General features: G+C 41.9%; 22 protein-coding genes. 7 read left to right on the top strand and 15 right to left on the bottom strand.

Features of this window, described 5'->3' with window-relative positions:
* Nucleotide 1: 1 nt before the first annotated feature.
* The 6 genes from GJV22_RS00295 to GJV22_RS00320 form a co-directional block, all read right to left on the bottom strand.
* Nucleotides 2-1,180 (bottom strand): AAA family ATPase, encoded by a 1,179-nt coding sequence (locus GJV22_RS00295; RefSeq protein ID WP_163707077.1) that lies wholly within the window; start codon nt 1,178-1,180, stop codon nt 2-4.
* Nucleotides 1,181-1,816: 636 nt separating this feature from the next.
* A complete protein-coding gene (locus GJV22_RS00300; RefSeq protein WP_163707080.1) occupies nt 1,817-2,641 on the bottom strand; it encodes an SDR family oxidoreductase in 825 nt (274 codons plus the stop codon).
* A 93-nt stretch (nt 2,642-2,734) separates the two neighbouring features.
* Nucleotides 2,735-3,472, bottom strand: coding sequence for a uroporphyrinogen-III synthase (locus GJV22_RS00305; protein WP_163707083.1), 738 nt, complete (start codon nt 3,470-3,472; stop codon nt 2,735-2,737).
* A 4-nt stretch (nt 3,473-3,476) separates the two neighbouring features.
* The gene (locus GJV22_RS00310; protein ID WP_163707086.1) at nt 3,477-5,171 is read right to left on the bottom strand and encodes an NADPH-dependent assimilatory sulfite reductase hemoprotein subunit; all 1,695 of its coding nucleotides are present in this window, start codon (nt 5,169-5,171) and stop codon (nt 3,477-3,479) included.
* Nucleotides 5,172-5,318: 147 nt separating this feature from the next.
* Nucleotides 5,319-7,112 (bottom strand): assimilatory sulfite reductase (NADPH) flavoprotein subunit, encoded by a 1,794-nt coding sequence (locus tag GJV22_RS00315; protein ID WP_205461701.1) that lies wholly within the window; start codon nt 7,110-7,112, stop codon nt 5,319-5,321.
* Between the two features lie 48 nt (nt 7,113-7,160).
* Nucleotides 7,161-7,391: a DUF2061 domain-containing protein gene (locus tag GJV22_RS00320; protein ID WP_163707089.1), complete on the bottom strand. Its 231-nt coding sequence runs from the start codon at nt 7,389-7,391 to the stop codon at nt 7,161-7,163.
* Between the two features lie 520 nt (nt 7,392-7,911).
* Between GJV22_RS00320 and GJV22_RS00325 the strand changes: the two genes are divergently transcribed.
* From GJV22_RS00325 to GJV22_RS00335, 3 genes are all read left to right on the top strand, one after another.
* Nucleotides 7,912-8,205 carry a chorismate mutase gene (locus tag GJV22_RS00325; protein WP_163707092.1) on the top strand — a complete coding sequence of 98 codons (294 nt, stop codon included), beginning with the start codon at nt 7,912-7,914 and terminating at the stop codon, nt 8,203-8,205.
* Nucleotides 8,206-8,223: 18 nt separating this feature from the next.
* Complete coding sequence (locus GJV22_RS00330; RefSeq protein WP_163707095.1) at nt 8,224-9,165, top strand: aldolase catalytic domain-containing protein; 942 nt, start codon at nt 8,224-8,226, stop codon at nt 9,163-9,165.
* Between the two features lie 229 nt (nt 9,166-9,394).
* Nucleotides 9,395-10,165 carry a DUF4197 domain-containing protein gene (locus tag GJV22_RS00335; protein ID WP_163707098.1) on the top strand — a complete coding sequence of 257 codons (771 nt, stop codon included), beginning with the start codon at nt 9,395-9,397 and terminating at the stop codon, nt 10,163-10,165.
* Between the two features lie 420 nt (nt 10,166-10,585).
* Here GJV22_RS00335 and GJV22_RS00340 read toward each other — a convergent pair whose 3' ends face one another.
* Nucleotides 10,586-10,987 carry a LytR/AlgR family response regulator transcription factor gene (locus tag GJV22_RS00340; protein ID WP_163707102.1) on the bottom strand — a complete coding sequence of 134 codons (402 nt, stop codon included), beginning with the start codon at nt 10,985-10,987 and terminating at the stop codon, nt 10,586-10,588.
* A 320-nt stretch (nt 10,988-11,307) separates the two neighbouring features.
* Between GJV22_RS00340 and GJV22_RS00345 the strand changes: the two genes are divergently transcribed.
* A complete protein-coding gene (locus tag GJV22_RS00345; RefSeq protein WP_163707104.1) occupies nt 11,308-12,246 on the top strand; it encodes a DUF368 domain-containing protein in 939 nt (312 codons plus the stop codon).
* A gap of 26 nt (nt 12,247-12,272) precedes the next feature.
* The gene (locus tag GJV22_RS00350; protein WP_163707107.1) at nt 12,273-13,022 is read left to right on the top strand and encodes a shikimate dehydrogenase family protein; all 750 of its coding nucleotides are present in this window, start codon (nt 12,273-12,275) and stop codon (nt 13,020-13,022) included.
* An 85-nt stretch (nt 13,023-13,107) separates the two neighbouring features.
* Here the strand turns inward: GJV22_RS00350 and GJV22_RS00355 are convergent, their stop codons facing one another.
* From GJV22_RS00355 to GJV22_RS00375, 5 genes are all read right to left on the bottom strand, one after another.
* Nucleotides 13,108-13,422 (bottom strand): hypothetical protein, encoded by a 315-nt coding sequence (locus GJV22_RS00355; RefSeq protein ID WP_163707110.1) that lies wholly within the window; start codon nt 13,420-13,422, stop codon nt 13,108-13,110.
* Between the two features lie 47 nt (nt 13,423-13,469).
* A complete protein-coding gene (locus tag GJV22_RS00360) occupies nt 13,470-13,871 on the bottom strand; it encodes a hypothetical protein (RefSeq protein WP_163707113.1) in 402 nt (133 codons plus the stop codon).
* Between the two features lie 243 nt (nt 13,872-14,114).
* Complete coding sequence (locus GJV22_RS00365) at nt 14,115-17,093, bottom strand: PEP/pyruvate-binding domain-containing protein (RefSeq protein WP_238480248.1); 2,979 nt, start codon at nt 17,091-17,093, stop codon at nt 14,115-14,117.
* Nucleotides 17,094-17,241: 148 nt separating this feature from the next.
* Nucleotides 17,242-18,315: a 2-oxoacid:ferredoxin oxidoreductase subunit beta gene (locus GJV22_RS00370; protein WP_163707119.1), complete on the bottom strand. Its 1,074-nt coding sequence runs from the start codon at nt 18,313-18,315 to the stop codon at nt 17,242-17,244.
* Between the two features lie 3 nt (nt 18,316-18,318).
* Nucleotides 18,319-20,157, bottom strand: a complete 1,839-nt coding sequence (locus tag GJV22_RS00375) for a 2-oxoacid:acceptor oxidoreductase subunit alpha (RefSeq protein WP_163707122.1) — start codon at nt 20,155-20,157, stop codon at nt 18,319-18,321.
* Nucleotides 20,158-20,372: 215 nt separating this feature from the next.
* Between GJV22_RS00375 and GJV22_RS00380 the strand changes: the two genes are divergently transcribed.
* Both GJV22_RS00380 and GJV22_RS00385 read left to right on the top strand, forming a co-directional pair.
* Nucleotides 20,373-20,912: a gamma carbonic anhydrase family protein gene (locus GJV22_RS00380; RefSeq protein ID WP_163707124.1), complete on the top strand. Its 540-nt coding sequence runs from the start codon at nt 20,373-20,375 to the stop codon at nt 20,910-20,912.
* Nucleotides 20,913-20,934: 22 nt separating this feature from the next.
* On the top strand, nt 20,935-21,834 hold the full coding sequence (locus tag GJV22_RS00385; RefSeq protein WP_163707127.1) for a nucleotidyltransferase family protein: 900 nt from the start codon (nt 20,935-20,937) through the stop codon (nt 21,832-21,834).
* Nucleotides 21,835-22,006: 172 nt separating this feature from the next.
* Here the strand turns inward: GJV22_RS00385 and murI are convergent, their stop codons facing one another.
* The 3 genes from murI to GJV22_RS00400 form a co-directional block, all read right to left on the bottom strand.
* Nucleotides 22,007-22,843 (bottom strand): glutamate racemase, encoded by an 837-nt coding sequence (gene murI, locus GJV22_RS00390; RefSeq protein WP_163707130.1) that lies wholly within the window; start codon nt 22,841-22,843, stop codon nt 22,007-22,009.
* A 73-nt stretch (nt 22,844-22,916) separates the two neighbouring features.
* Entirely contained in the window at nt 22,917-23,423 is a 507-nt protein-coding gene (locus tag GJV22_RS00395; RefSeq protein ID WP_163707132.1) for an OmpH family outer membrane protein, read from the bottom strand.
* Nucleotides 23,424-23,465: 42 nt separating this feature from the next.
* Nucleotides 23,466-23,978, bottom strand: a complete 513-nt coding sequence (locus GJV22_RS00400; protein WP_163707135.1) for an OmpH family outer membrane protein — start codon at nt 23,976-23,978, stop codon at nt 23,466-23,468.
* Between the last annotated feature and the right edge of the window lie 24 nt (nt 23,979-24,002).

Here is a 24,002-nt window from a genome sequence, read left to right on the forward strand (position 1 = left end):
TCTAATACAAAAAACCAAAGAGCCAAAGTGGAATAGTATTCCCCCTGCCCTCTTCAATCATATCGGCGGCAGCATAACTTTCGTTATCAACTGGCTCCGTATATTTACCGCCAACGATAAAATCGTACTTATTTTCTACCTTAAAATCAGCCTTAGCAGAACTTTTAACCACATGCTTGGTATAGACCTGATTGTAAAAGAAAGTGGTCCGAAGATTCCGGTTATTGATATTTTCCGGATCAACAGCATATAAAATATTGGTATTATGTGCATATACCAAGTCGGGTTTTTTCAACTGATCCTCATCACCATTCGAGTATAGCAAGTTTATCAGTCGCGCATTTTTTAGGTAGCGCAAATAATTCATAATGGTTGCTCTCGATGTTTCCACATCGGTACTTAGTTTACTCACATTGGGTGAAAAAGGAACCTGACTACAAATAATTTGCAGGAGCTTGCGAAGCTTTGGTAAATATTTCAACTCAATTTGGTTCAGATAAGTCACATCAATTTCCAACGCCAGATTAACATGCTTCAGCAATGATTCGAAATAAAACATTTTGCTGTTCAGGAAATAAGGATAATAACCGGTTTGCAGGTATTCATTAAAATAGGCCAGTGGTTTTACTGAATTGGTAATCTCGGCTGCAATCTCTCGATGGTGGACTAAAATATCTTCCAATTTATAGGTCGGGAAATTACATTGTCCTTTGTAGTTCAGGTATTCGCGAAAGGACAATCCAACCAAATGATAAACCCGAACTAACCCTTTCAGTTCATCATGCCCTTCAATAACCCTCAATACAGGCGATGATGAAAAAATAATCTGAAGTCCAGGGAAATTGTAGTAGCAATCGCGGAGTTCTGAATCCCATTCCGGATACTTATGAATTTGATCGAGAATAAGAACCTTGCCACCTTTTTTGTAGAATTCATCAGCGAAATTGTAAATCTTTCGCTTCGTAAAATAAAAGTTATTCAGGTTGACATATAAACAGGATTTGTCATCGCTGAATCGTTCCTTAACAATGTCTAATAGGAAAGTGGTTTTACCCACGCCACGGAAGCCTTTAATACAGATTAAACGTTCAGTCCAATCAATCTCATCCATTAGTCCCCTGCGAAGGAACTCTTTGGGAGTATCGGTCAATGACTGGTGTATCTGAAGCAGGTTTTCCATCCTTTTACTCTATTTATGCAAACAAAAGTAGACAGAAAAACATTCATTTTGCTATCTAGAGATAACAAAATGAACTCCTAGCTGTAATTTATAATTATTAAAAATAAGCCAAAAATGCAAAGAGGACAAAGCAGTCTGATTTTAGAGCCTTGTTTTTCAGACGGATAATATTCTACAAACCAGCTCTACCGTTATCGCAAACGGGATTTACATAGCTTTCCATAACGCATAACTACCGGCATAGCAAAGTCATTTTCAGACAGGAAATCTGAAATATACTGAAGTGTTGTTGATTTGAAAAATCGCCGAAACCGTAAGTCGGGCTGCGATTCGCAAAACAACTTTTTTTCGCGTCCAATGCCTACTATTTAATTACCAATGGATTTTGTTCCGGCACTCGATCTGGTGCTGTCTGTCTTGGTAATGTTTGCCAGTGTAGATCTTCAGAGCCAAGATCTCATCACCAGGCAAGGGTAAATCACATTCCGCCTGATCGATAGGTTACAAAGTATAACAGGTTACAACTTCGCATCGCCGTGACCTGTCCCTAAAATCGATACGGAATGATCATTCCACCTGGATCGATCAAACAAGTTATAAGCTAAAAACAAAGAAGTTTCAGTTTTTGGACGGTCCTTAAAACTCAGCAACGAGGTAACTCAGCGGACTGGGATATTTGAACCGGTAGTCAAGGTATCTGATTAATTTGCTGCTATCGACAATTTTATACGGTTCTGGTTCATCCGAAAAACGAGGAGCCGGAATACCCGAAACCGCAGAGGCTTTCATATAAAAATCTTTTCGCGAAGGATGCTCAGGGCAACAAGCATTAAATGTCTCGCCCCAGGCATTCTGCCTGATTATTTCCTTTATAATAGATATACAGTCATCCTGATGAATCAGGTTCACCGGTTTACTTCCACTAACAGCGGGAGACTTGCGACTTAAAAACCGGGCCGGATTACGATCGGCTCCAATCAATCCTCCAAAGCGAATAATGGTCGTTTTAAAATGATGGTTCAACCGAAACAGGTTTTCAGCATCCAGCAAGGCCTTTCCCGAAGCTTTCTCAGGCAATAAAACATCCGTTTCCTTCGCAACTCCTGAAGTTTCCGGATAAACCGAAGTTGACGAAATGAAAATCACTTTCTTCACTTCGGCCTGCTCCAATCTGCGGATCAAATGTTTAATCTGTGCCGGAAAAACTTCTTCAACGTCCGCCGTACGACGAGGAGGAATTGAAATAATTAATACATCAGTATCAAAAAAAGCCGGATTATCGAGCCGAAGACCGTCCTTTGTCAGCAACAGTTGAAAAGGCCAAATTGCTGTCTGTTGCAACATTTCCATCTTCCCTTCGGACGTTACAGAACCTTTCACTTTATAACCATTACTGATCAACTTTCGGGCTAAAGGTAAACCCAACCAACCAACACCTAATATGGAAATTGTACGCATCATTCAAATTATAACAAACCAAATGCTGGCTGGTTGTGCTGAACTGTAAAAAGCAATTATCTTTTCAAAAGAACAGAAATATCCCCTCAAATAATATCAATCTGTCACCATTCCTTTGAATTCCGGCTCACTCAATTTCTTTTGTAACCGGTCAATCGAGAATTGCACAAACGATAGTTCTTCCTGCTCTCTTGAAACATTAACCTCATTCGGAAAAACCTTCCAGGCCATCATCGCTGTGCTATCTCCAACAGCCATAATTTGCCCTTTGGGAGCGGGGAAATTTCCGGAGGCTTTATATGTTTCAATTGAATTGGGATTGAAGAACAAGTAGGCATCAAAAGTCTGATTCAACCACTTCTCAATCGGAGTATTCTTATAAACCTCCAACTCGACTGGTCGAATACCGTGACTAAAAAGCTGCTCATACAAATCATTCAACGGTTTGTTTCCGCGCAGATAAACCACCTTCTGCCCCGTGTTCTGACTGGCAATCAACTCACTTAGCGAAAAGATATTTGGTTCTTTGGAACGATGAATTTTCATTCGGGTCTTCTTCAAAATAGCTTCCTGTTTCGAACTCAGGCAAAAGACCTCATGCTGACTCCGTAGGCCAAAATGATGGCGAAAGCGTGCCAGCCAATGTGCTGCATAGCTACTGGTCACAACCAGGCTGACTTTCTCATCGCGGACACTAGCCAGAAATTCGACTTTAGGCTTGCGAAACTGAATACGAAACAACGGTTGTTCGATAAAACGAACAGGTTGGCTTTTTAGCCATTGCCGGGTTTTTTCCGACAAACTTCTTCCAATAAATACTGAGGGTAATTCCATCTCTTTAATGTTTAAACTCTTTTCCATGAACTATTTCCTTCACATATCCTTTCCGAACAACAAAATCACCAAATCCTTCACCGTCCGTGCGATCTTTTGCATAGTCAGCAATAAGCGGCCGAAGCTCATTCAATATTCCTTCTTCGGAAAGCGTTTCTTTATAGAGAGTATTCAAGCGGGTTCCATTACGGTTACCACCCAAGTATAGATTATAATGACCAGCTGATTTCCCGATGAAACCAATTTCCGCCAAATAAGGACGTCCACATCCATTCGGGCAACCAGTCATTCGAATAACAATATCTTCCTGTAGCAAGCCATGTTCGTCCAGAATAGCTTCAATCTTCGTCATCATATCAGGCAGGTATCTTTCAGCTTCGGCAAAAGCCAAGCTACAAGTATTCAACGCGACACAAGCAATCGAATTCTGCCGCAAACCCGATAGGTTCAAAGGCCAAACACTATATTTTTTCAGAATTTGGGCAACTCTTTCCTTTTGATCAGTATTGGCAATAATCAGGTTCTGATTACCTGTCAAAATGAATTGCGCATCAACCTGCTCGGCTACCTCACGCAAAGCTGTTTTCAACTTCAAACTATCAGTGTCTTTGACACGACCACCTTCGATAAACAAGTTGAGATTCCATTTGCCGTTTTTCCCTTTTACCCAACCAAAACGATCGCCATTCCGGGTAAAATGGTACGGACGAGCTTCTTCCAATTCATATCCCAGGTATTTATTCACCTCGGCTTTGAACCAATCCAAGCCTTTGTGATCAATCGTATATTTCAACCGGGCTTGCTTCCGGTTCTGGCGGTTCCCATTGTCCTTTTGTACCAAAACAATTTTTTCGGCTACATCTACAGCCTGCTCTGGTTTACAAAAACCAATCACATCGCCCAAACGCGGATAAGTTTCCGGCATACCGAAAGTAGTACCGAAACCACCACCGGCAACGACATTATAACCAACAAGTTTTCCTTTTTCCTGAATGGCAATAAATCCCAAATCCTGAGAAAACACGTCCACATCGTTGTAAGGAGGAACAGCTACGCCAATTTTAAACTTCCGGGGCAAATAGCGATCACCATAAATCGGCTCAACATCTTTTTTGCCGTCAACCAATAATTTCTGATCCAACCAAATTTCGTGGTAGGCAGTTGTTTGCGGCGTTAAATGAGCCGAAATTTCTCCTGCCAACTTATACGCCTGATCATGGATTTCGGATTCTTCCGGATTCGCAAATGACATCACGTTCCGGTTTACATCGCCACAAGCTGCGATCGTATCCATCAGCGCTTCGTTAATTCCCTGAATCGTTGATTTCAGCTTATTTTTAAAAACACCATGTAATTGAAATGCCTGGCGAGTTGTTAATTTCAATGTTCCGTTGGCATGTGTATCAGCCAATTTATCCATTTGTAACCACTGCTCTCTCGAGGCAATTCCTCCGGGCAAACGAACGCGGATTAAAAAAGACCAGGCTGGCTCAAGCTTTTGCTGCTTCCGCTCTTTTTCCAGGTCACGGTCGTGTTGCTGATAGATCCCGTGGAATTTGGACATTTGTGTATCTCCGTCAGCAATCGCTCCTGTTACCGGATCAGCCAAACTTTCAACCAATGTACCTCGCAGATAGTTGCTATCGTATTTTAATTTCTCTACTTCTGACAATTTGCTCCAATCAATTTGCTCACTCATGATTTCTTTATTTTAGTCAGATAAGTATTTATACCCACAAATTAAGTATTTACACTTACCAAATCAAGATTTTCTTTTGTTTTTAATGTTTTATTAAGGAATTTAACCTTTTAATGTCTTTTTTAGCTTGAACTGCCTTACCTCAGCTTAATAAACATCAGCCTGGTAACGTTTCTCCTTTTTCAACTTCTTGAAATAATCACGTGCCTGCTCTTCACTCATTCCACCTTGTGTTTGAATAATCTCCAACAAAGTTTTCTGAACATCCTTGGCCATGTATTTCATATCGCCACAGAGGTAGAAGCTGGCTCCATTTTCTAACCAATCGAATACTTCGGCTTGCTTCTCCGCCAAACGATGTTGCACATAAATTTTTTCGTCCTGATCACGTGAGAATGCCAAATCAATTTTTCCAAGAACTCCTTTTTTCAGGAACTTTTGCCACTCAATCTGGTAGAGGAAATCAGAATAAAAACGACGTTCACCGAAGAACAACCAACTTTTCCCTTTACGTTTTTGAACTTCACTTTGCTGAACAAAGGCACGGAATGGAGCAATTCCTGTTCCGGCACCAACCATGATAATTGGTGTTTCGTCGTTCTCCGGTAAACGGAATCCGGGGTTGCGTTCAATGTAAACAGGAACTTCCTCTTCAATCTCAATGCGGTCGGCCAAATAAGTAGAAGCTGCTCCTTCACGGTTGCGACCTTTATTTTCATACCGAACTGTTGCAACGGTAACATGCACTTCATCACCTACTGAATCCTGGCTGGAAGATATGCTGTACAAACGGGCAGGCAACGTACGAAGTAAGTCAATCAGCTCCTGTGCTGTCAGAGTTGAAGGGAACTCCACCAGCAAATCGAGGATATCATTGCCCCACAGGTAACTATCCAGCAACTTGTCATCTTCCAGAATTTTAGCGACAGCCTCAATTCCTGTTTTCTCCGCATATTTTTGAATCACATCGCGCGTTAAGAGCGTAATCTCAACTTGATGACGAAGCGCCACCTGAAGTGAATATTCCGTCTTCTTAACCACAACCGGACTCTCTGCATCCAAGTTCAATTGAGCTATAATGCCATCGACTAAAGCAGGCGGATTATCAGTCAAAACACCAACTGAGTCACCAGGTTGATATGAAATTCCCGATCCTGCCAAGTCCAATTCAACGTGATAAACTTCTTTATCCGAGTCGCGACCGGTAATTTTCACTTTGTCGATTACTGTAGCTCGGAATGGATTTTTCTGATTGTAAACAACAAGCTCTTCCGGTTTAGCTGTTGCAACCTCTGCGCTGGCTCCGATTGGGTGCAATTCAGCCAGTTTCCGCAGAATGGCATTCATCCAGGTATTCGAATCTTCTTCATAATCCACATCGCAGGTTACAATTGGGAAAAGTTCTTTAGCGCCGGCATTTTTCAGTGCGTGATCAATATCCAGCCCGGTCTGGCAGAAAAGCTTGTAACTTTTGTCCCCCAAGGCCAATACCGAAAAATTCAGGTTCGGTAATTTAGGTGCCCGTTTACCTGTAATGAAACGGTGAAAATCTTCAGCCATTTCAGGTGGTTCTCCTTCGCCGTGGGTACTCACGATAATCAACACGTTCTCTTCTTTCTCCAATTGCTTTGGATTATAATCATCCATGGCAAAAACGCCTGCGCTAATTGATTTCTCGCCAAGTAAGCCTGACAACTTGTTTGCAATACCCTCGCTCCGACCGGTGTGCGAACCGTACAAAATAGTCAACTTTAAATGTGATGCGGCGACAACCGCTGCGGGTGTTTGAACGGCTGCGCCAATAGACGGTTTGTTGTGCGCCACTGTTAGCCCCTGAAAATATCCGCTTAACCAGATCAACTGTTCGGGTCCTGCACCTTCCAACAAAATTTCTAAAGCTTTGGACTGCGCTTCACTTAAGGGATTTAATTTAATGCTCATTTGTTCTATTATTATTTTTTTGAATATTCGTTTTAATAAATGCCTGGATTAGATTTGATATTCAATGTCAGAATCGTCAATTCGACCAAACTTGATGCGATTCCAAGTCCTTTCGTGCATGTAATACAGAAACATCTTTGTGAATAATTCGACACCGCCAATTGTTACGGCAAACTCCAGCTGCCCTGTTACCAACCAGGCAATCATCATCGTGTCTATAGTCCCGACTGTTCTCCACGAAATCGACTTGACAATGCTGCGATAAGGTTTTTCTCTCATGATGGATATGTATTTTTTTATTTAAAATTTCTGTTTCTAAAAACGGGGCAAAAAAAAGCCCCTCTGCGGTTTGCAGAAGGGCTCTTGGTTTTTATCGTTTCGTTATGCTATAACAATATCAACTTCTTTCCTTCTGCAAAAAAGAACCACAACACATACACATGCACATCATCATGTTTACGTTACGCGGGCTAATATTTACAGAAGTTGTCTTTTTCATTATCTTTGAATCTACTTCAATTTCTTTTCTGATCGTTCAATTTATATTTTAATTGAACTTGCTTTCCGGGGTTTATTCACCTCTTTTGCATTAACAGATAAAGAACTCTTTTTGTTATCTATTGTGCAAATATAGAGGTTAAATCGACATTTCGAAATACTTCGATGTAAAAAAAACATTAATTTAAAACACGATTTATCTTAAGATCCTAAAAACCACCCACCTATTAAATGATGAATTATCACAAATTGTTTCACGTTAATTACATTTTATTATTTTTGTGACAAAAATCAGACAATAATGAAAGATGCAAAATCCTGTACATCGATTGAGGAAGTTCGGCAAGAAATTGACCGGATCGACCGTGAGGTGATGGAGCTGTTGGCAAAACGTCAGGACTATGTGTGCGAGATTATCCGGTTTAAAAAAGACAAGGAAAGTATTGTAGCGCAAAACCGTCAGGATCAATTGTATGAGCAGCGCCGAATTTGGGCTGAAGAACTGAGGCTATCACCTGAAATGATTGAAGAGGTTTACAAGACAATGGTTCGCCACAACATTCAGAAAGAGATGGAATTGCACAAAGGAATCTAAAATAAGTTAGCAACAAACATGTATAAAGCAGACATTAAAGTAGTGGATTGTACCGTTCGCGATGGCGGATTGATGAATAAGTGGCAATTCGACGACAAATTTGTAAAAGGAGTTTATGACGCTTGTGTTGAAGCAGGTGTTGATTATATGGAAATTGGCTACATCAGTAGCGAAAAATCTTTCAGTCGGGATGAAGTTGGTCCCTGGAAATTTTGCGCCGATAAAGATTTGCGTCGCATTATGGGCAACAACGATACCAACCTGAAAATATCGGCCATGGCAGACATCGGCCGCATTGACTTTGACGATATTCCACCGGCAAGCGAAAGTTTAATCGATATGATGCGGGTTGCTTGCTATGCACACCAAACCGACAAAGCGATTGAATTGGCCCACCACTGCATGGATAAAGGTTATGAAACGACTATTAACTTAATGGCTGTTTCGAAAGTGAATGAGCGTGATTTAGACGAAGCACTTTCTGATATTGCCAAATCTCGTGTTCCTGTATTTTATCTGGTCGACAGTTTTGGAAGCATGTATTGCGAAACAATCGAGCATTTGCTAAAAAAATACAAAGCCGCTTTGCCTGATAAGGAAATCGGTATTCATGCACACAACAATATGCAGTTGGCCATGAGCAACACCATCACCTCGCTGATGGGTGGAGCAACTTACCTGGATGCAACCCTGCTTGGCATGGGGCGCGGAGCCGGTAACTGCCCGATAGAAATTTTGACAGCATTTTTGAAAAACCCGAAATACCGTTTATTACCCTTGTTGAAAGCTATTCAGGAGCAAGTACGTCCCTGGCAGGAAAAGATCGACTGGGGATACCATATTCCCTACTTGGTAACAGGTTCATTAAACGAACACCCTCGTAGCGCGATGGCATGGATGGACTCGGAACGAAAAGAAGACTATGTCGCTTTCATGAGAGAAATGCACGACTACGAATAAAATCAGAACCTTTTCTCACATCTCACATAAACCACAAACTGAGTATTAAAAAAACCCTTCTCTAACCCGAAGGGTTTTTTATTTCGGGTAGGTTATCATCAGAGAACTGATAATCCCGATAAACTTTTTCGCCCGAAACTTGTCCTATTGACAGATTAATAAATAATGCCCTGCGGGGAAATTATTTGGTATTTTCAATCGTTTAAATATCAAATTCAAAAATAAAACCATGAAAAAAGTAACGCTCTTCCTTCTCCTGTTTATAGGAATCAACAGCTTAAATGTTCAAGCACAACTGTTCAAGCAGCTCAAAAGTATTGTTGCCCCTGAAACAACTGAGACCGACTCAACACAAACAACAACAGCAACAAGTACGGCCGATTCGACAGAATCAGTAAACTTCACCGAAAGCGAGGCCGACTCGGGAATTAAACAAGCCTTGATCAATGGAGTCACCAAAGGTGTTGAGATGGTTTCGCAAGAGGATGGTTATTTTGGCGACGAACTTATAAAAATCCCATTTCCGGAGGAAGTAGACTTTGTAGCCAGTAAATTACGTGCCGTTGGAATGGGAAGTCTGGTCGACAAAGCTGTACTTACCATGAACCGTGCCGCTGAAGACGCTGCTTCTACTGCAACAGACATTTTTGTTGGTGCCATCAAAGAAATGACAATCAATGACGCCATTAACCTTGTAACCGGAGAAGAAAACGCAGCGACACAATACCTGCAAGAACACACCACCGATGAGCTAACGGAGCAGTTCAGCCCGATCATTGACAGTTCCCTCCAAAAGGTAGATGCCACGAAATATTGGGACGATGTGATGACCAACTACAATAAACTTCCAATGGTGAAAAAAGTAAATCCTGATTTAACCGAGTATGTAACACAAAAGGCCATTGACGGCTTATTTGTAAAAATTGCGGACCAGGAAAAAGCTATTCGCGAAGACCCGATTGAGCGGACAACTGATTTACTGAAGAAGGTTTTCAATTAGATTTCAGATCAACATAGATGAATGCGGAGTTGTACTCCGCATTTTTTATTTCCCACACTTAAATTTTCATCCAAAATCCTAATACCGACAATTCCTGCTGTATAAAATCAAGATCTTCAGACCATACAAATTTACGGGAACGAAATAGCAAGAATCCTGATCAGTTCTAGTTCAAGTCAGTATTCGAAGAACAAAAAAAAACGGAGCCGATCAACATCAGCCCCGCCCTTAACCAGCAGTTATTCTCTCTTTTGCAAATTGCAGAATTCGAACCGAATTCTGTCAATTTGCGTTCACTCATTACACGAACTTCTCTCTCACTTCCTCGCAAATATCTATTTCGTCTTCCAATCCAACTTTCACTGATCTATACTTGGAGCCAAAACTATTCTCAAAAAAAAATACAATCATAAACTTCACCTAATTGACCGGATCAAATTGTAAACCAAGACTTTTTTTATACTTGGTCATAAAATCGCACACAAAATGCTTCAGGTCATCAACGCATACAGGCTTTTGCAAAAACTTTTGCGCTGAATGGTTATAAGCTTCCTGATTGTAGGTATCACACGAACTAACCATGGCCAATTCGAATCTCCTGTCGCTCAAACTATCCAACAACTCGAAACCGGTACCATCCGGCATTTCTACGTCCAAAAAAACCAAATCCGGATCAAGAGTTCGAATCATCTCCAATCCGCGTTGTACACCATCCGCTTTCCCGACGATATCAATGTCTGTAAAATTTTGCTTCAAAATTGAAATCAACAATTTCGCAGCAATCGGATCATCATCAATTATTAAAGTCGATACCATTTTCATTTCAAGATTATTGCTCCTTGAAAACCAAACCACGTGCCATTCCAAATCCCCAAGCACATAATTAACATCTATAAAAAACGACTACTCTCATTTCCCGTTGCCGAACACGACTTTTGCGATAATAGCATCTCATCAACAAAACATAAACTCCTACAAACTCACTTGCGCCGGAAAAAGAATTCATTCGCAAAATGTTTTTGCATTTAATCAAATTGATAAATATTAGTGAGGGCTTCTGTATAATTACAACCGAAAGCTTATTTTTGGAAACAAGCAAGCGGGTCTCCACAAACACACTCGCTTTTATAAACACAATTTTCATGAAACGAACACTGAAAGAATACCTGTTGGTTACTTTAAAAGGGATGGGCATGGGAGCTGCCGATGTAGTTCCGGGAGTTTCGGGTGGCACAATTGCCTTTATTACAGGTATTTACCACGAACTGATAGACTCCATCAAGGCAGTCAATCTGAAAACTGTTAGGCTGTTGTTTGGCGGTCAGTTTAAAGCATTTTGGGAGGCCATTAACGGTACCTTTCTGGTTAGCTTGTTACTTGGCATTGGAATCAGTGTATTATCGCTGGCAAAAGGGTTGAAATATCTGCTGGAGAATCATCCCATACTGGTATGGTCCTTCTTTTTCGGACTTATTGTTGCCTCTGCGATCTACGTTGCTAAAGATATCAAGGAGTGGAAAACAGGCACCTACATTTCGTTGATTATCGGAGTCATTATCGCATACCTTATTACCGTGGTTACACCTGCCGAAGCCAATACCGCTTACCCTTTTATCTTTTTATCGGGAGCTATTGCTATTTGCGCTATGATTTTACCAGGTATTTCGGGAAGTTTTATCCTCGTATTGCTGGGGATGTATAAATTCATCCTGGGTTCATTGTCCGAGTTGAATCTTCCGGTTATCGGTGTTTTTCTGGTTGGAGCGGCAGTTGGCATTATTAGTTTTTCCAATGTTCTATCGTGGTTGCTCAAACGGTACTACAACCAAACCATTGCTTTGCTGGCTGGCTTCATGATTGGATCGCTCAATAAAGTATGGCCATGGAAACAGGTGTTGGAAACCTTTGTTGACCGCCACGGGGAAGTTCGCCCGCTGATCGAAACAAACATTCTGCCCGGCAACTACCTCGCACTTACCGGGCAAAACGCTCAATTGGCTTATGCCCTCATGTTGGCGGCAGCCGGTTTTGCACTTATCTTTGTGGTCGAAGGATTGACGAAGAATCTGAAAAAAGCGTAAACAATAGATTATAAAAAATAGATAGAATGAAAACCTACGGACTGATTGGTTATCGACTGGGCTATTCCTTTTCAAAGGGATTTTTTACAGAGAAATTTGAAAAAGAAAATTTAGATGCACACGAATATGTGAATTTCGAACTGGATTCGATTGATGAATTTCTGGGAATTTTTGAAGCGAACGATCATATCGCCGGGCTGAATTGCACAATCCCTTACAAACAGCAAATCATGCCTTTTTTGGATGAAATTGACGAAGAAGCCGCAGTTGTGGGAGCAATCAACACAGTTAAAATTATTCGCAGCGAAAGCGGCGTGAAACTGAAAGGCTATAATACCGATATTTATGGTTTTGAAAACGCGCTGAAGCCCATGCTGAATGAGAAACACAAAAAAGCATTGATTTTGGGTACCGGAGGTGCTTCAAAAGCCATCAAATACATTCTTAATAAATTGGGGCTGGAATATGTATCAGCTTCTATTGAAGAACAGTTGAACGAAGGCGAAATCCGATACGATCAAATCGATGAAACTTTATTGCAGGAATACCTGGTTGTAATTAATGCTACGCCGCTGGGAACTTTCCCCAAAGTTGACAGCTGCCCTTCTATCCCATACGAATGTATTACAGCCGATCATGTCTTGTTCGACCTTGTATATAACCCGGAAGAAACACTCTTCATGAAAAAAGGTAAAGCTCAGGGAGCAGCCGTTAAAAATGGGTTGGAAATGCTGCACGGACAAGCAATTAAAGCTTGGGAGATTTGGAATTCCTAGACAGTCAGCAAACACCTAATAAAAAGTAAAAGCCGAACAATCTCTCAACTTTGTTCGGCTTTATTCTTGGTGTATAGCTACATTTCTATGAGGGAAAAAAGAGAATGTCGATTTCTTCGGAGTCTTCTTTTTGCTTCAGCGTAAATTTTCCGCAAGGAGTCAGACTCATTTTACGTTTTTCAACATAGGGTAATAATTTCTTTTTCTCAGCTTCAGCCTGTGCATCTCCAATTTCAGTATTGAAATAGATTTTCAGGTTCGATTTATTCTCATCATCAAACTGAATGAGATAAGCCGTGTGTTCTACAAAAATTAAATCGTCGAAGGCATAGCTAATATCCGTTCCTGCATCTTCCAGAATCATTTTTACCTCGGATAGTGGTCTGAATGGAATCGTCATAATTTGTCTTTTTTTGAAAGTGAATAAATGGTAATGGTTTTGCGGGACTATTTACAGGTCTTTGATGAACAACTACCGCAGCTCAAACCACAGGCGGACGGATCTTCGACAGAGTAAATGTCGTGCTCCTTCAGTTGCTCTTCCTTGTACAACTTAATATTTTCGTCAACCAACTTGCTGGTAGGCCGGAAAACCTTAATATCATTATCTTTCAAAATCTTGAAAGCCATTGGCCGCACATTCGGACTGATGATCGCCCGCACGATATCATCCTCTCCTCCTTTGCGCAAATCAAGACCAAAACGCATCATTAACTCGGGTTTGCTAAAAATTTCACTGTCGCCTTTTACAACATCGTGTACACAGTAAAAATTAGCTTTGTAAAAATCATCTGCTAAAATATTTACTAATGCGGCGTTCTTTCCAATAATGGGCATACAAATCTTCATAATGTTCTCTTTTTGGGTTTAACATGAACTGCTCGCAAACAGCCGGTATGCCGCAAGCATATCAAATCATATACCCAAATAGAAAAACAACTGATTAACAAACGAATAAGATTTTAGAAAGGAAATATTTCTGACATTTATGTAGGAAAAAAGAGGGGAAATACACAAAAATGTGTTTTTCAACATAAAATTAAATCGTCAATTACAGTACGCAAAACTCCAATGTAAAAAAGCCATTCGATCCTACAGATGAATCAAAGCTTCCCGTTTCCGGCCGTCCATCAAAATGGTCAAATCATCCGAAAACCGAATGTGTTTCACGTAGTTAAGCTCTTCAACCACCTCCCCTTGCCTTAATATATCTGGGTTCAACCACGCATCACGGGATTTACACGGAATTGAAAAATATCCCACATTCATCGAGGTAACATTGTGGAAAAAATGAGAGCCCAGCGAACCGTCGAGCGGGAAATCAGGCAAGCCAATTTCAACAATCACCCGTGCTCTTGATATTTGCGCCCATCTGACCGGAATGCCAGTAAATGGATCACGCGTTCCCCAGCGCCCCGGACCGATCAATAAATATTCCTTACCGATAATATCCATTTGGCGATTGAACTGGCTGACTTCTTCTGCAATCGCACTGGTCTTTACTTTATCAAAGGTTTCACCGGAAACATAAATCACGTCCCGAATTCCTTCAACCCGACCATTTCCCATACCACGCCTGGCATACAAAAGCGCTTCGTCTTTATTCACTTCTCCCAAGTCAATTTCGAGCTCCTGCTCATGCCTGATCAAAGGCTTTATTTGTAGCAGATAAAAGGTAGGAACACCGTTCTCCCCCTTATCCAAATCAATCGAATATTCCATTTCAACCGGCGATCCCATGGCTTCTTTAAACAACCGCAATAAAAAACTAATTGTCTCGGCCATTGGAATCATATTATATTTCAAGAGGTTGGCAAAATTAACAACCCTTGTTCCCCGAACCGACAAATCGGTAATCAGATCGTCATTCTCCGAATCGTACACCGACGCACAGTGATCCAATACGCCATCTTTCTCCGCTTCACGGATTGACATTTTCAAAATTCCGGCGTCTTCACCAACTTGTACCAAATCGGCCTGACTACGATTCATATCGAGGGCATAAAAGTCACGCTGAGAATCGCGAATCTGATCCTTCAGACTGCTGGGATTAATCTGGGGGTAGCGCGGGCAAAAACGATAAGCACTTTCTCCACCAACAACATACATGCCCAATCCAACGGCCGCCACTGCAAACCCATCTTCAGGCTCCATATACGAAACCGGATAGTAATTATACGACTGTGCAACTCCGCTAACTGTTGGGTAAAACCGACCATGATGCTCGTGCCCAACCAATTCCTGGATGACAATTGCCATGCGTTCCTCTTCAATCTTATAATTGACCGCATCGAAATAGGAAACTGCTGAATCCGTAAAAATACTGGCGTAAACCAACTTTACTGCTGTTTCCAGCTGCGTGAATCTTACCTGGATGTCGGGATCAATATTCGGAAGAATATAAGTTGCATAAACACCGGAAAATGGCTGTAATAAGGAGTCTTCAAACAAGCCGGAAGAACGAACAGCCAAAGGACGGGCAATCTTTTCGACAAATTTCATCAGTTTATGCTGCAGCGAATCACTGAGGTGAGAATCAACAAAAACCGACTTAATGCGCTCATAATCGTTCGAGTTGTACACTTCTTCATACAGGTTATTGATTTCAATAAATTTCTCGAACTCAATAGTTCCAATAATTGCTGTTGCGGGAATGCGAATATTAATGTTTGGAATGACCTTTTTAAAATCGATGTTCTCGATAAAATTACACATGAACGCCACACCACGGCCTTTGCCCCCCAACGACCCTTTTCCCATTCGAACGATGTAGCGTTCGTTTCCAAGCAATTGCTGATCGAAATTGATAATCAACCCCCGAAGCTTTTTGATTCGGACGCGCTCAAAAACATTGAGACAGAAATTGCGTAACTCTTCAGAATCTTTAAAATCTTCAAGCTGATAAGGCAACAGTTGTTCGGCAATATTAATCTCTCCGCGAGCCATTAGCCAGGTCGAGAATGAATTTCTCCTTCCATGATAAGCCAATGCCTCTGTCGGAATAACCTTAAACATTTCCTGAAATTCCTGCAGGTTGTGCGCAACCATTATCGGACTTCCTTTTTCATCTTTAAAGACAAAACTTCCGAAGCCCAGTCGTTTAAAAATAAAGTTGTGAATATCCATCGACAGGCTTTCGGAGTTTTTGTTGATGAACTCAGCCCCTATTTCATTTGCCCGTGCTGCGTTCCGAATATCATGGCTTTGCAGTAATAGCGGAATGGGAAACCGGAGAATTTGTTTGGCATAGCGCAACAACTCAATGCCCGAATTTTCATCCTCTACACCATTGCGTTGAAACTTGACATCGGAAATAACCGTCAACAGGTAATCGCGGTATTTATTCATCACTTCAACAGCATCTTCGTAATTACTCACCAAAATTACTTTCGGACGAGCCCGCATTTTCAAGATCATGTGCAACTCATCAGCTGCTTCATCCTGCACCAAATTTTGCGTTTGAGTCATGATGTTGGTGTACAACATCGGTAGGTAGCGGGAGTAATATTGAATGGAATCCTCGACCAGTAAAATCACCCTTACATTCCCGTTTTGAGTATCGGCCTCTATATTATTCTTGTCTTCAATATATTTCACCATTGCCAGGAAAACATTGGAGTTGCCGTTCCACACAAACACCCGATCGATGGATTGAAACTTGTCAGCCGTTTCCTGGAAATATCGTAAGTCTCCATTGTTGTTTACCAGCAAAAGAATTGGAAGATCTTTTTTAACCGCATAAATACTGTCGGCCATCTTTATCGGCATATTTTTGTCGACCCCTACCATGATAATAACCAAATCGAAATCGCGCTTTTTGATTATCTCGTGGGCTTGTGACTCCGAATTGACGCTTGTAAAACGCGGATAGGTATAAAGGTTCAACTGAAGAAATTCACCGAAAATTTTATCCGTAAACTGTCCCTCACGGACGATGGAATAACTGTCGTAAAGTGTCGCTATCAAAAGTACTTCCTTCACTTTAGTCGGCATCAATTCCTCAAAAATATCCCGGTCGTTTTTTTTATGTTTATAGATTGATGTTAGGGTAATATTTTCCAGTTGATCCATAATCATTCAGTTTGAGAACGGCAGATGTGATCTTAAACATCAAAATCCGCTCCTCTTATTGGTTTGTTGAAATTAGGAAAAATCCGCTTTCAGCTAACAAAAAAAGGAGGCCAAAGCCTCCTTTTTTGAAACATATATACTTGTTATCTTATTCTTGAGCAAGTGTACATCTTTTTTTGAAGAATGGAACCGGGTCACTGCTGGTAGGCTCATTCACCTCCCATGTATTTCCGGAACGCAACAATTCATCTACTTTTGAGATCTTACGAGTGGCCTGAACCTCATTGATCTGACGGGTAACCTCCTGATCGTAAACAAGCGCTTCAACACTGCGAATAACGCCCATTGCAACCGGGAAATCAGGCAGCGCCATGTTGATCAGTGCCAAATGCAGAGTTGGATCCGAAGTCTTGGCATCATGCACCAAAATATCGTCCAACGTATAGCCGTCTTCACCAATTTTAACCACTTTCAAGCGGCCTTTATCGAACACCAAACCTTTATCTTTTTCGTTTCCAAACACCATGGGTTTTCCATGTTCCAGAAAGAGTTGACGTTCGTTTCTAAATTTCGGATCAGCAATTTCCTCATGTATTCCATCATTGAAAATCACACAATTTTGGAGCACTTCAACAACTGATGTACCCGCATGTTGAGCTGCTTCTTTCAAAACCTGTTGGGTATGCTTCACATTGCTATCGACAGCACGGGCGAAGAAGTTTCCGCTGGCTCCCAAAACCAATTGACCGGGAACAAAAGGATCTTCAACAGTACCAAATGGCGAAGTTTTAGTCACCACTCCACGAGCTGAAGTTGGTGAATATTGTCCTTTGGTCAGCCCGTAAATCTTATTGTTGAAAAGCACCAGGTTAACGTCAATATTCCTACGTACCAAATGAATGAAATGGTTACCACCGATCGCTAAAGAATCACCGTCACCGGTTATTACCCATACATTCAAATCGGGGTTTGCTGTTTTCACTCCCGAAGCAATTGCTGTTGCACGCCCGTGAATGGTGTGAAAACCGAAAGTACTCATATAGTATGGAAAACGAGAAGAACAGCCGATACCTGAAATCACCGCGAATTTCTCGTGTGGAATATTCATTTCAGCCATAGTCCGCTGAACCGAGTTCATAATCGCGTAGTCGCCACAACCGGGGCACCAGCGTACTTCGTTTTCACTCTTAAAGTTTTTTGCAGTATAATTGAAATCAGTCATTGATTAGTCCTCCAGCAATTTGTTAAAGTTTTGTTTCAGCTCCAATACGGTGAACGGCAAACCTTTTACCTTATTCACTTGGTTGTAAGTAAAACCGGGCAGTTTATCGCGCAGGTAAGCGGAAAATTGTCCCATGTTCAGTTCACACACCACGATTTTCTTGAATCGGCTGAAAACTTCCTCTGTATTCTTCGGGAGGGGCTTAATGAAGTTGAAATGAGCAAGCGAAACACTTTTGCCTTCTTCCTTCAATTCACGAACAGCACTTAAAGTATGTCCGTAAGTACCACCCCAGCTCACAACCAGCAAATCGCCTGATTCGTCACCACAAACGTCCAACTGCGGAAGCATATCTGCAACACGCTCCACTTTCTCGGCACGCTGTTCTGTAAGGCGTTGGTGATTTTCCGGATCGTGACTTACAGCGCCATCAATGTTTTTCTCCAAACCTCCTACGCGGTGTTGGAAACCGTCCATACCCGGAATAGCCCATTCTCTGGCCAAGGTTTCTTCATCGCGTTTATAGGGCTTATAAGTGTCTTTATTTTTAGCAATACGAGGTTTAATCTCCGGCAACTCATCCATCGACGGCACACGCCATGGCTCGCTACCATTACCAAGGAAACCATCGGTAAGCAAGACCACCGGAACCATGCGTTCCACTGCAATTTTAGCTGCTAAGAATGCGTAGTAAAAACAATCGGAGGGAGTGCTGGCAGCAATCACAACAACCGGGCTTTCGCCATTACGGCCGTATAGGGTCTGCAATAAATCGGATTGCTCTGTTTTTGTTGGCAGACCGGTTGACGGGCCTCCACGTTGTACGTTTACTACAACCAAAGGAAGCTCAGTCATAACTGAAAGTCCAAGTGCTTCCGCTTTCAAAGCCAAACCTGGTCCCGAAGTCGTCGTGATTGCTAAATCGCCTGCAAACGCAGCTCCAATAGCTGTACAAATACCGGCAATCTCATCTTCAGCCTGAAATGTTTTCACCCCTAAATCTTTGCGTTCAGCCAAGGCAGAAAGAATGTCGGTAGCCGGAGTGATTGGATAAGATCCCTGGAAAAGATTCAAGCCCGACTTTTCAGCAGCAGCTAAAAATCCCCAGGCAGTAGCCTGGTTTCCGTTTATATTTCGATAGATCCCACGTTCGATAGCAGCAGCATGAACCATGTAGCGAGGAGTCATGTGTTGCATATTCATACCGTAGTTATAACCATCGTGCAACACTTTTAGGTTGGTTTCAACAACCAAAGGCTTCTTCGCAAATTTCTTCTTAATGTAGCCTTCGATATAATCGAGCGGACGACCAAACATCCAGCAGACCAGCCCAAGGGCGAACATATTTTTACTCCGCAGAACCGATTTATTGTCTAAGCCGTAATCCTTCAGACTCTCACGAGTCATGCTTGTAATTGGAACTGCGATCTTCGCATAATCGACCAAATTACATTCAGTGAACGGATCATCGGTTTTAAAATTAGCTTTATCCAGGTTTTTCTGGGTGAACGAATCCGCATCAAAAATGATGGTTCCTCCCGGATTCATGAATGTGGCATTCGCTTTAACAGCTGCCGGATTCATCGCGATAAGCACATGGGCATAATCACCAGGAGTATTCACTTGTTTTTTTCCAAATTGCACCTGAAACCCGGATACACCTCCGACCGTTCCTTGCGGTGCACGAATTTCAGAGGGGTAATCGGGAAAGGTGGAGATGTCGTTCCCGAACAAGGCAGAAGCGTCTGAAAATAAGGTCCCGGTTAATTGCATACCGTCTCCCGAATCTCCTGAAAATCTAATAGCGACTTCTTCAAGTTCAATAACTTTAGCGTCTTTCATGTGACAAATATTTTAGATACCTACAATAATTCCTATAATCTTAAAAAAAAGGAGGCCTAAAAGTAACAAATTAACATTTGACACTCCCCTCTGAACGTTTACCCCGCCAAGGGTGGTAAGCAAAAATAACCATTTATTAATAAGCTGTTCAAGATCCTATTAATAATTTAGAGGGTTTCTTATCTTTACAAATCAATTTAAAATGAATACAGATAATGGCACTTATAAGGACACTTAAGGGAAAGACTCCGGTCATCGGAGAAAACTGTTTTTTAGCTGAAAACGCAGCAATTATTGGCGATGTAGAAATGGGTAACGACTGCAGTGTTTGGTACAGCGCTGTTATTCGCGGAGATGTACATTCGATCCGGATTGGCAATAATACCAACATTCAGGACTGCGCTGTCATCCATGCTACTTATCAAAAATCACCAACAAATATCGGAAGTAATGTGATCATCGCACACGGTGCCATTATACATGGATGCACCATCAAAGATCATGTTATGATTGGAATGAATGCCGTGATTTTAGATAATGCGATTGTCAGCAGCAATACCATTATCGCGGCAGGATCGGTTGTAACCAAAGGGACACTTGTTGAACCGAACAGCGTTTATGCAGGTATCCCGGCACAAAAAATCAAAGCGCTGAGCCCGGAGTTGGCCGAAGGCGAGCTGCACCGCATTGCAAATGCCTACAGCACCTATGCCGGCTGGTATAAGGAAGATGATCAACCGCAAGAAGTAAAATAATTAAGAAAGCTAAAAAACAAGCATGAAACCTACCTTACTAATCCTCGCGGCGGGAATGGGAAGCCGCTATGGAGGATTGAAACAGATTGACCCCTTTGGACCAAGCGGAGAAACTATTTTGGAATATTCGGTTTTCGACGCTATTCGTGCCGGATTCGGGAAAGTCGTATTCGTGATCCGCGAAAGTTTCGCCGACGAATTTAAATCGCGCTTTGATGAAAAACTTAAAGGCAAAATTGAAGTTGAATACGTTTACCAGGAATTAACAAAGCTCCCCGAAGGCTACCTTTGTCCTGAAGATCGTGAAAAACCGTGGGGAACGGGCCATGCGATCCTGATGGCTAAAGATGTGATAAGCGAACCGTTTGCAGCAATAAATGCTGACGACTTTTACGGCGCTCCGGCTTTTCAAATCATGGCTGACTTTTTCGAAAACAAAGTTTCGGAAACCACCTACAGCATGGTCGGCTATTTGCTGAAAAATACCTTATCGGAAAACGGCACTGTCAGCCGCGGTATTTGTAAAACCGATGCCGATCAGAATTTGATTGAAATTACCGAGCGACACCAAATTGGTCGATCCGGAAATTCGATTGTTTTTGTGGATGAGGCCGACAACCAAGTGGAAGTTGGTGAAAACACTCCCGCATCAATGAATTTTTGGGGATTTCACCCAAGCTTGTTTCAACACCTGGAAAACCAGTTCAAAGCTTTCCTGGACGAAAAGATGCAGTTACCAAAATCTGAATTCTACATCCCGAGTGTAGTTTTCGAACTCATAAAATCGGGTAAAGTAAACACCAAGGTTTTGCAAGCCGATTCGCCCTGGTTTGGTGTCACCTATACCGACGACAAAGCTTATGTGGTTGAGCAAATCCAAAAACTGACTGATGCGGGTGTTTACCCCTCTAAATTGTGGTAGCAACCGCTCGTTCAGCAATACAATCTATACCAAAAGGAAGGCTTGATGTCTTCCTTTTTTTTGTTGATGTGGGGAGCCACAAAGGCGGTCTTTTCTTCCGGCTGGTATTGTGGGTACCCACACAAAACGCGGGGATTTGTAATGATGGGAATAACGGTGAAACCGAAAAGGCTTACAGATGTATTTTCCGGGCTTTCACCGGTTGTCCCATAAACTGTTCAGCCCGTGCCTCGAATAATTCAACTTGCTCGGTCGTCAGGTAGGCCACCTGGCTTTGTTTGCTGCAGACAGCTTCTATTTCCGGATGACGATTCAGGTAGTCTTTCAAACTTGCCGCGACAATTTTTCCTTGTTCTACGACTTCGACCCCCGATTTAGGAAGGTATTTCCGAATGCTGTCAATCAAAAGCGGGTAATGCGTACAACCCAGAATTACCGTGTCAATATTGTTGTCCTTTTGAAAAAGCTGCTGCAAATCCTTTTCAATAAAATAATCGGCGCCGGCTGTCCCAATTTCGTTATTTTCGACGATGGGCACCCACATAGGACAAGCTTGCTGGGTGGTTTGCCGCACCTTGCCGTCCGACCATTTTTCCAACTCAATCGGGTACGAATCGGAAGCAACGGTTCCTGAAGTCGCCAAAACACCAACGTGGCCGGTTTCACTTATTTGCGAGGCGTATTCGACACTGGGCCTGATAACTCCCAGAACGCGCTTATCCGGCGCCAATGTTGGCAGATCGCGTTGCTGAATGGTCCGTAGCGCTTTGGCCGAGGCCGTATTACAGGCCAGGATCACTAAATGACATCCCCTGTCAAACAATTCCTTCACTGCTTCAAGTGTATATTCGTAAACGACGTCGAACGATCGGGTTCCGTAAGGCGTGCGGGCATTATCGCCTAAATACAGGAAATCGTATTCCGGCAGATGATTTCGAAACTCTTTCAAAACCGTTAAACCTCCATAGCCGGAGTCGAACACACCAATGGGATGATAGTCGGGCAACATAGCTTTTGCTTTTAAACAAAAATAAGAAAAGCCACCTGAATCAGGTGGCTTTCGCTAAAATATCGGAGTAAAATTAAATTCCCAATTTCGTTTTTACCAAAGGCAACAAATCAATACTTTGATTAGATTTGTAAAGAACCGCATTGCTATCGAAAACGTAAATAACGCCTTGTTCTTTCGCAACTACTTCGATTGTTTGGTTTGCTTTGTCGAAGATTGGTTGCATCAACTCAGCTTGTTTTTGCTGTAATTTTTGCTGCGCACTTTGGTTGAACGTTTGAATACGTTGTTGCAAATTTTGCAAATCTTCTTCTTTTGCAGAACGAACGATATCGGTTAATGAATCCGCCTTTTGGGTATATTCTGCCAATTTAGTTTGAAATTCTTTTTGCATGCTTGCCAATTGATCTTCGAGACCCTTGGCCTGTTGTTCCAGCGTTTTTTGAGCAGCTGTTGTTTCAGGCATCGCTTGAACTAAAGCTTGAGAATCGATATGAGCAAACTTCAAAGTTTGAGCTTTAACCATTCCGGCTGAAACCAACATGATCGCTACCAAACAAATTTTTAAAACACTTTTCATGATCTTCTATTGATTTTAATTTTGGTTGACAAATATAGAATATTAATTCTTATAACCAAGCTTTTGCAGCACCTGGTCGCTTAAGTCAAATTTGGGGTTTGTGTACAACATAGACATGCCTCCCGCCTTGTCAAATATCACTGCGTAACCACCTTCATTGGCGATATCCTGGACTGCATTGAAAATGTCATCCTGAATTGGTGCAACCAACCCTTCCCGCTTCTGATACAAGTCCCCTTCGGGACCAAAATACTGACGTTGCAGTGACTTGTAATCTTTCTCTTTCGTAATGATCACGTCTTCCCGCTTGCGTTTCATATCGTCCGATAACAACACAGCTTCAGATTGGTAATCGCTGTACATTTTTTCAAGTTCCGCGTGCATAGCTTCCAGCTCTTTTTGATATTGCTGGGAAATTTGATCCAGTTGTTCTTGAGCTGCCGTATAGGCTGGAATATTCTCTAAAATATATTCGGTATCAACAAAAGCATATTTCTGTGCCATTGTCGCTCCTGCAACAACCAGAAAGGCAACAATAAATAAAATCTTTTTCATGCGTTCTAAAATTAATTGTTACTA

Source organism: Mangrovibacterium lignilyticum, assembly GCF_010882175.1.
Taxonomy (GTDB): Bacteria; Bacteroidota; Bacteroidia; order Bacteroidales; family Prolixibacteraceae; genus Mangrovibacterium; species Mangrovibacterium lignilyticum.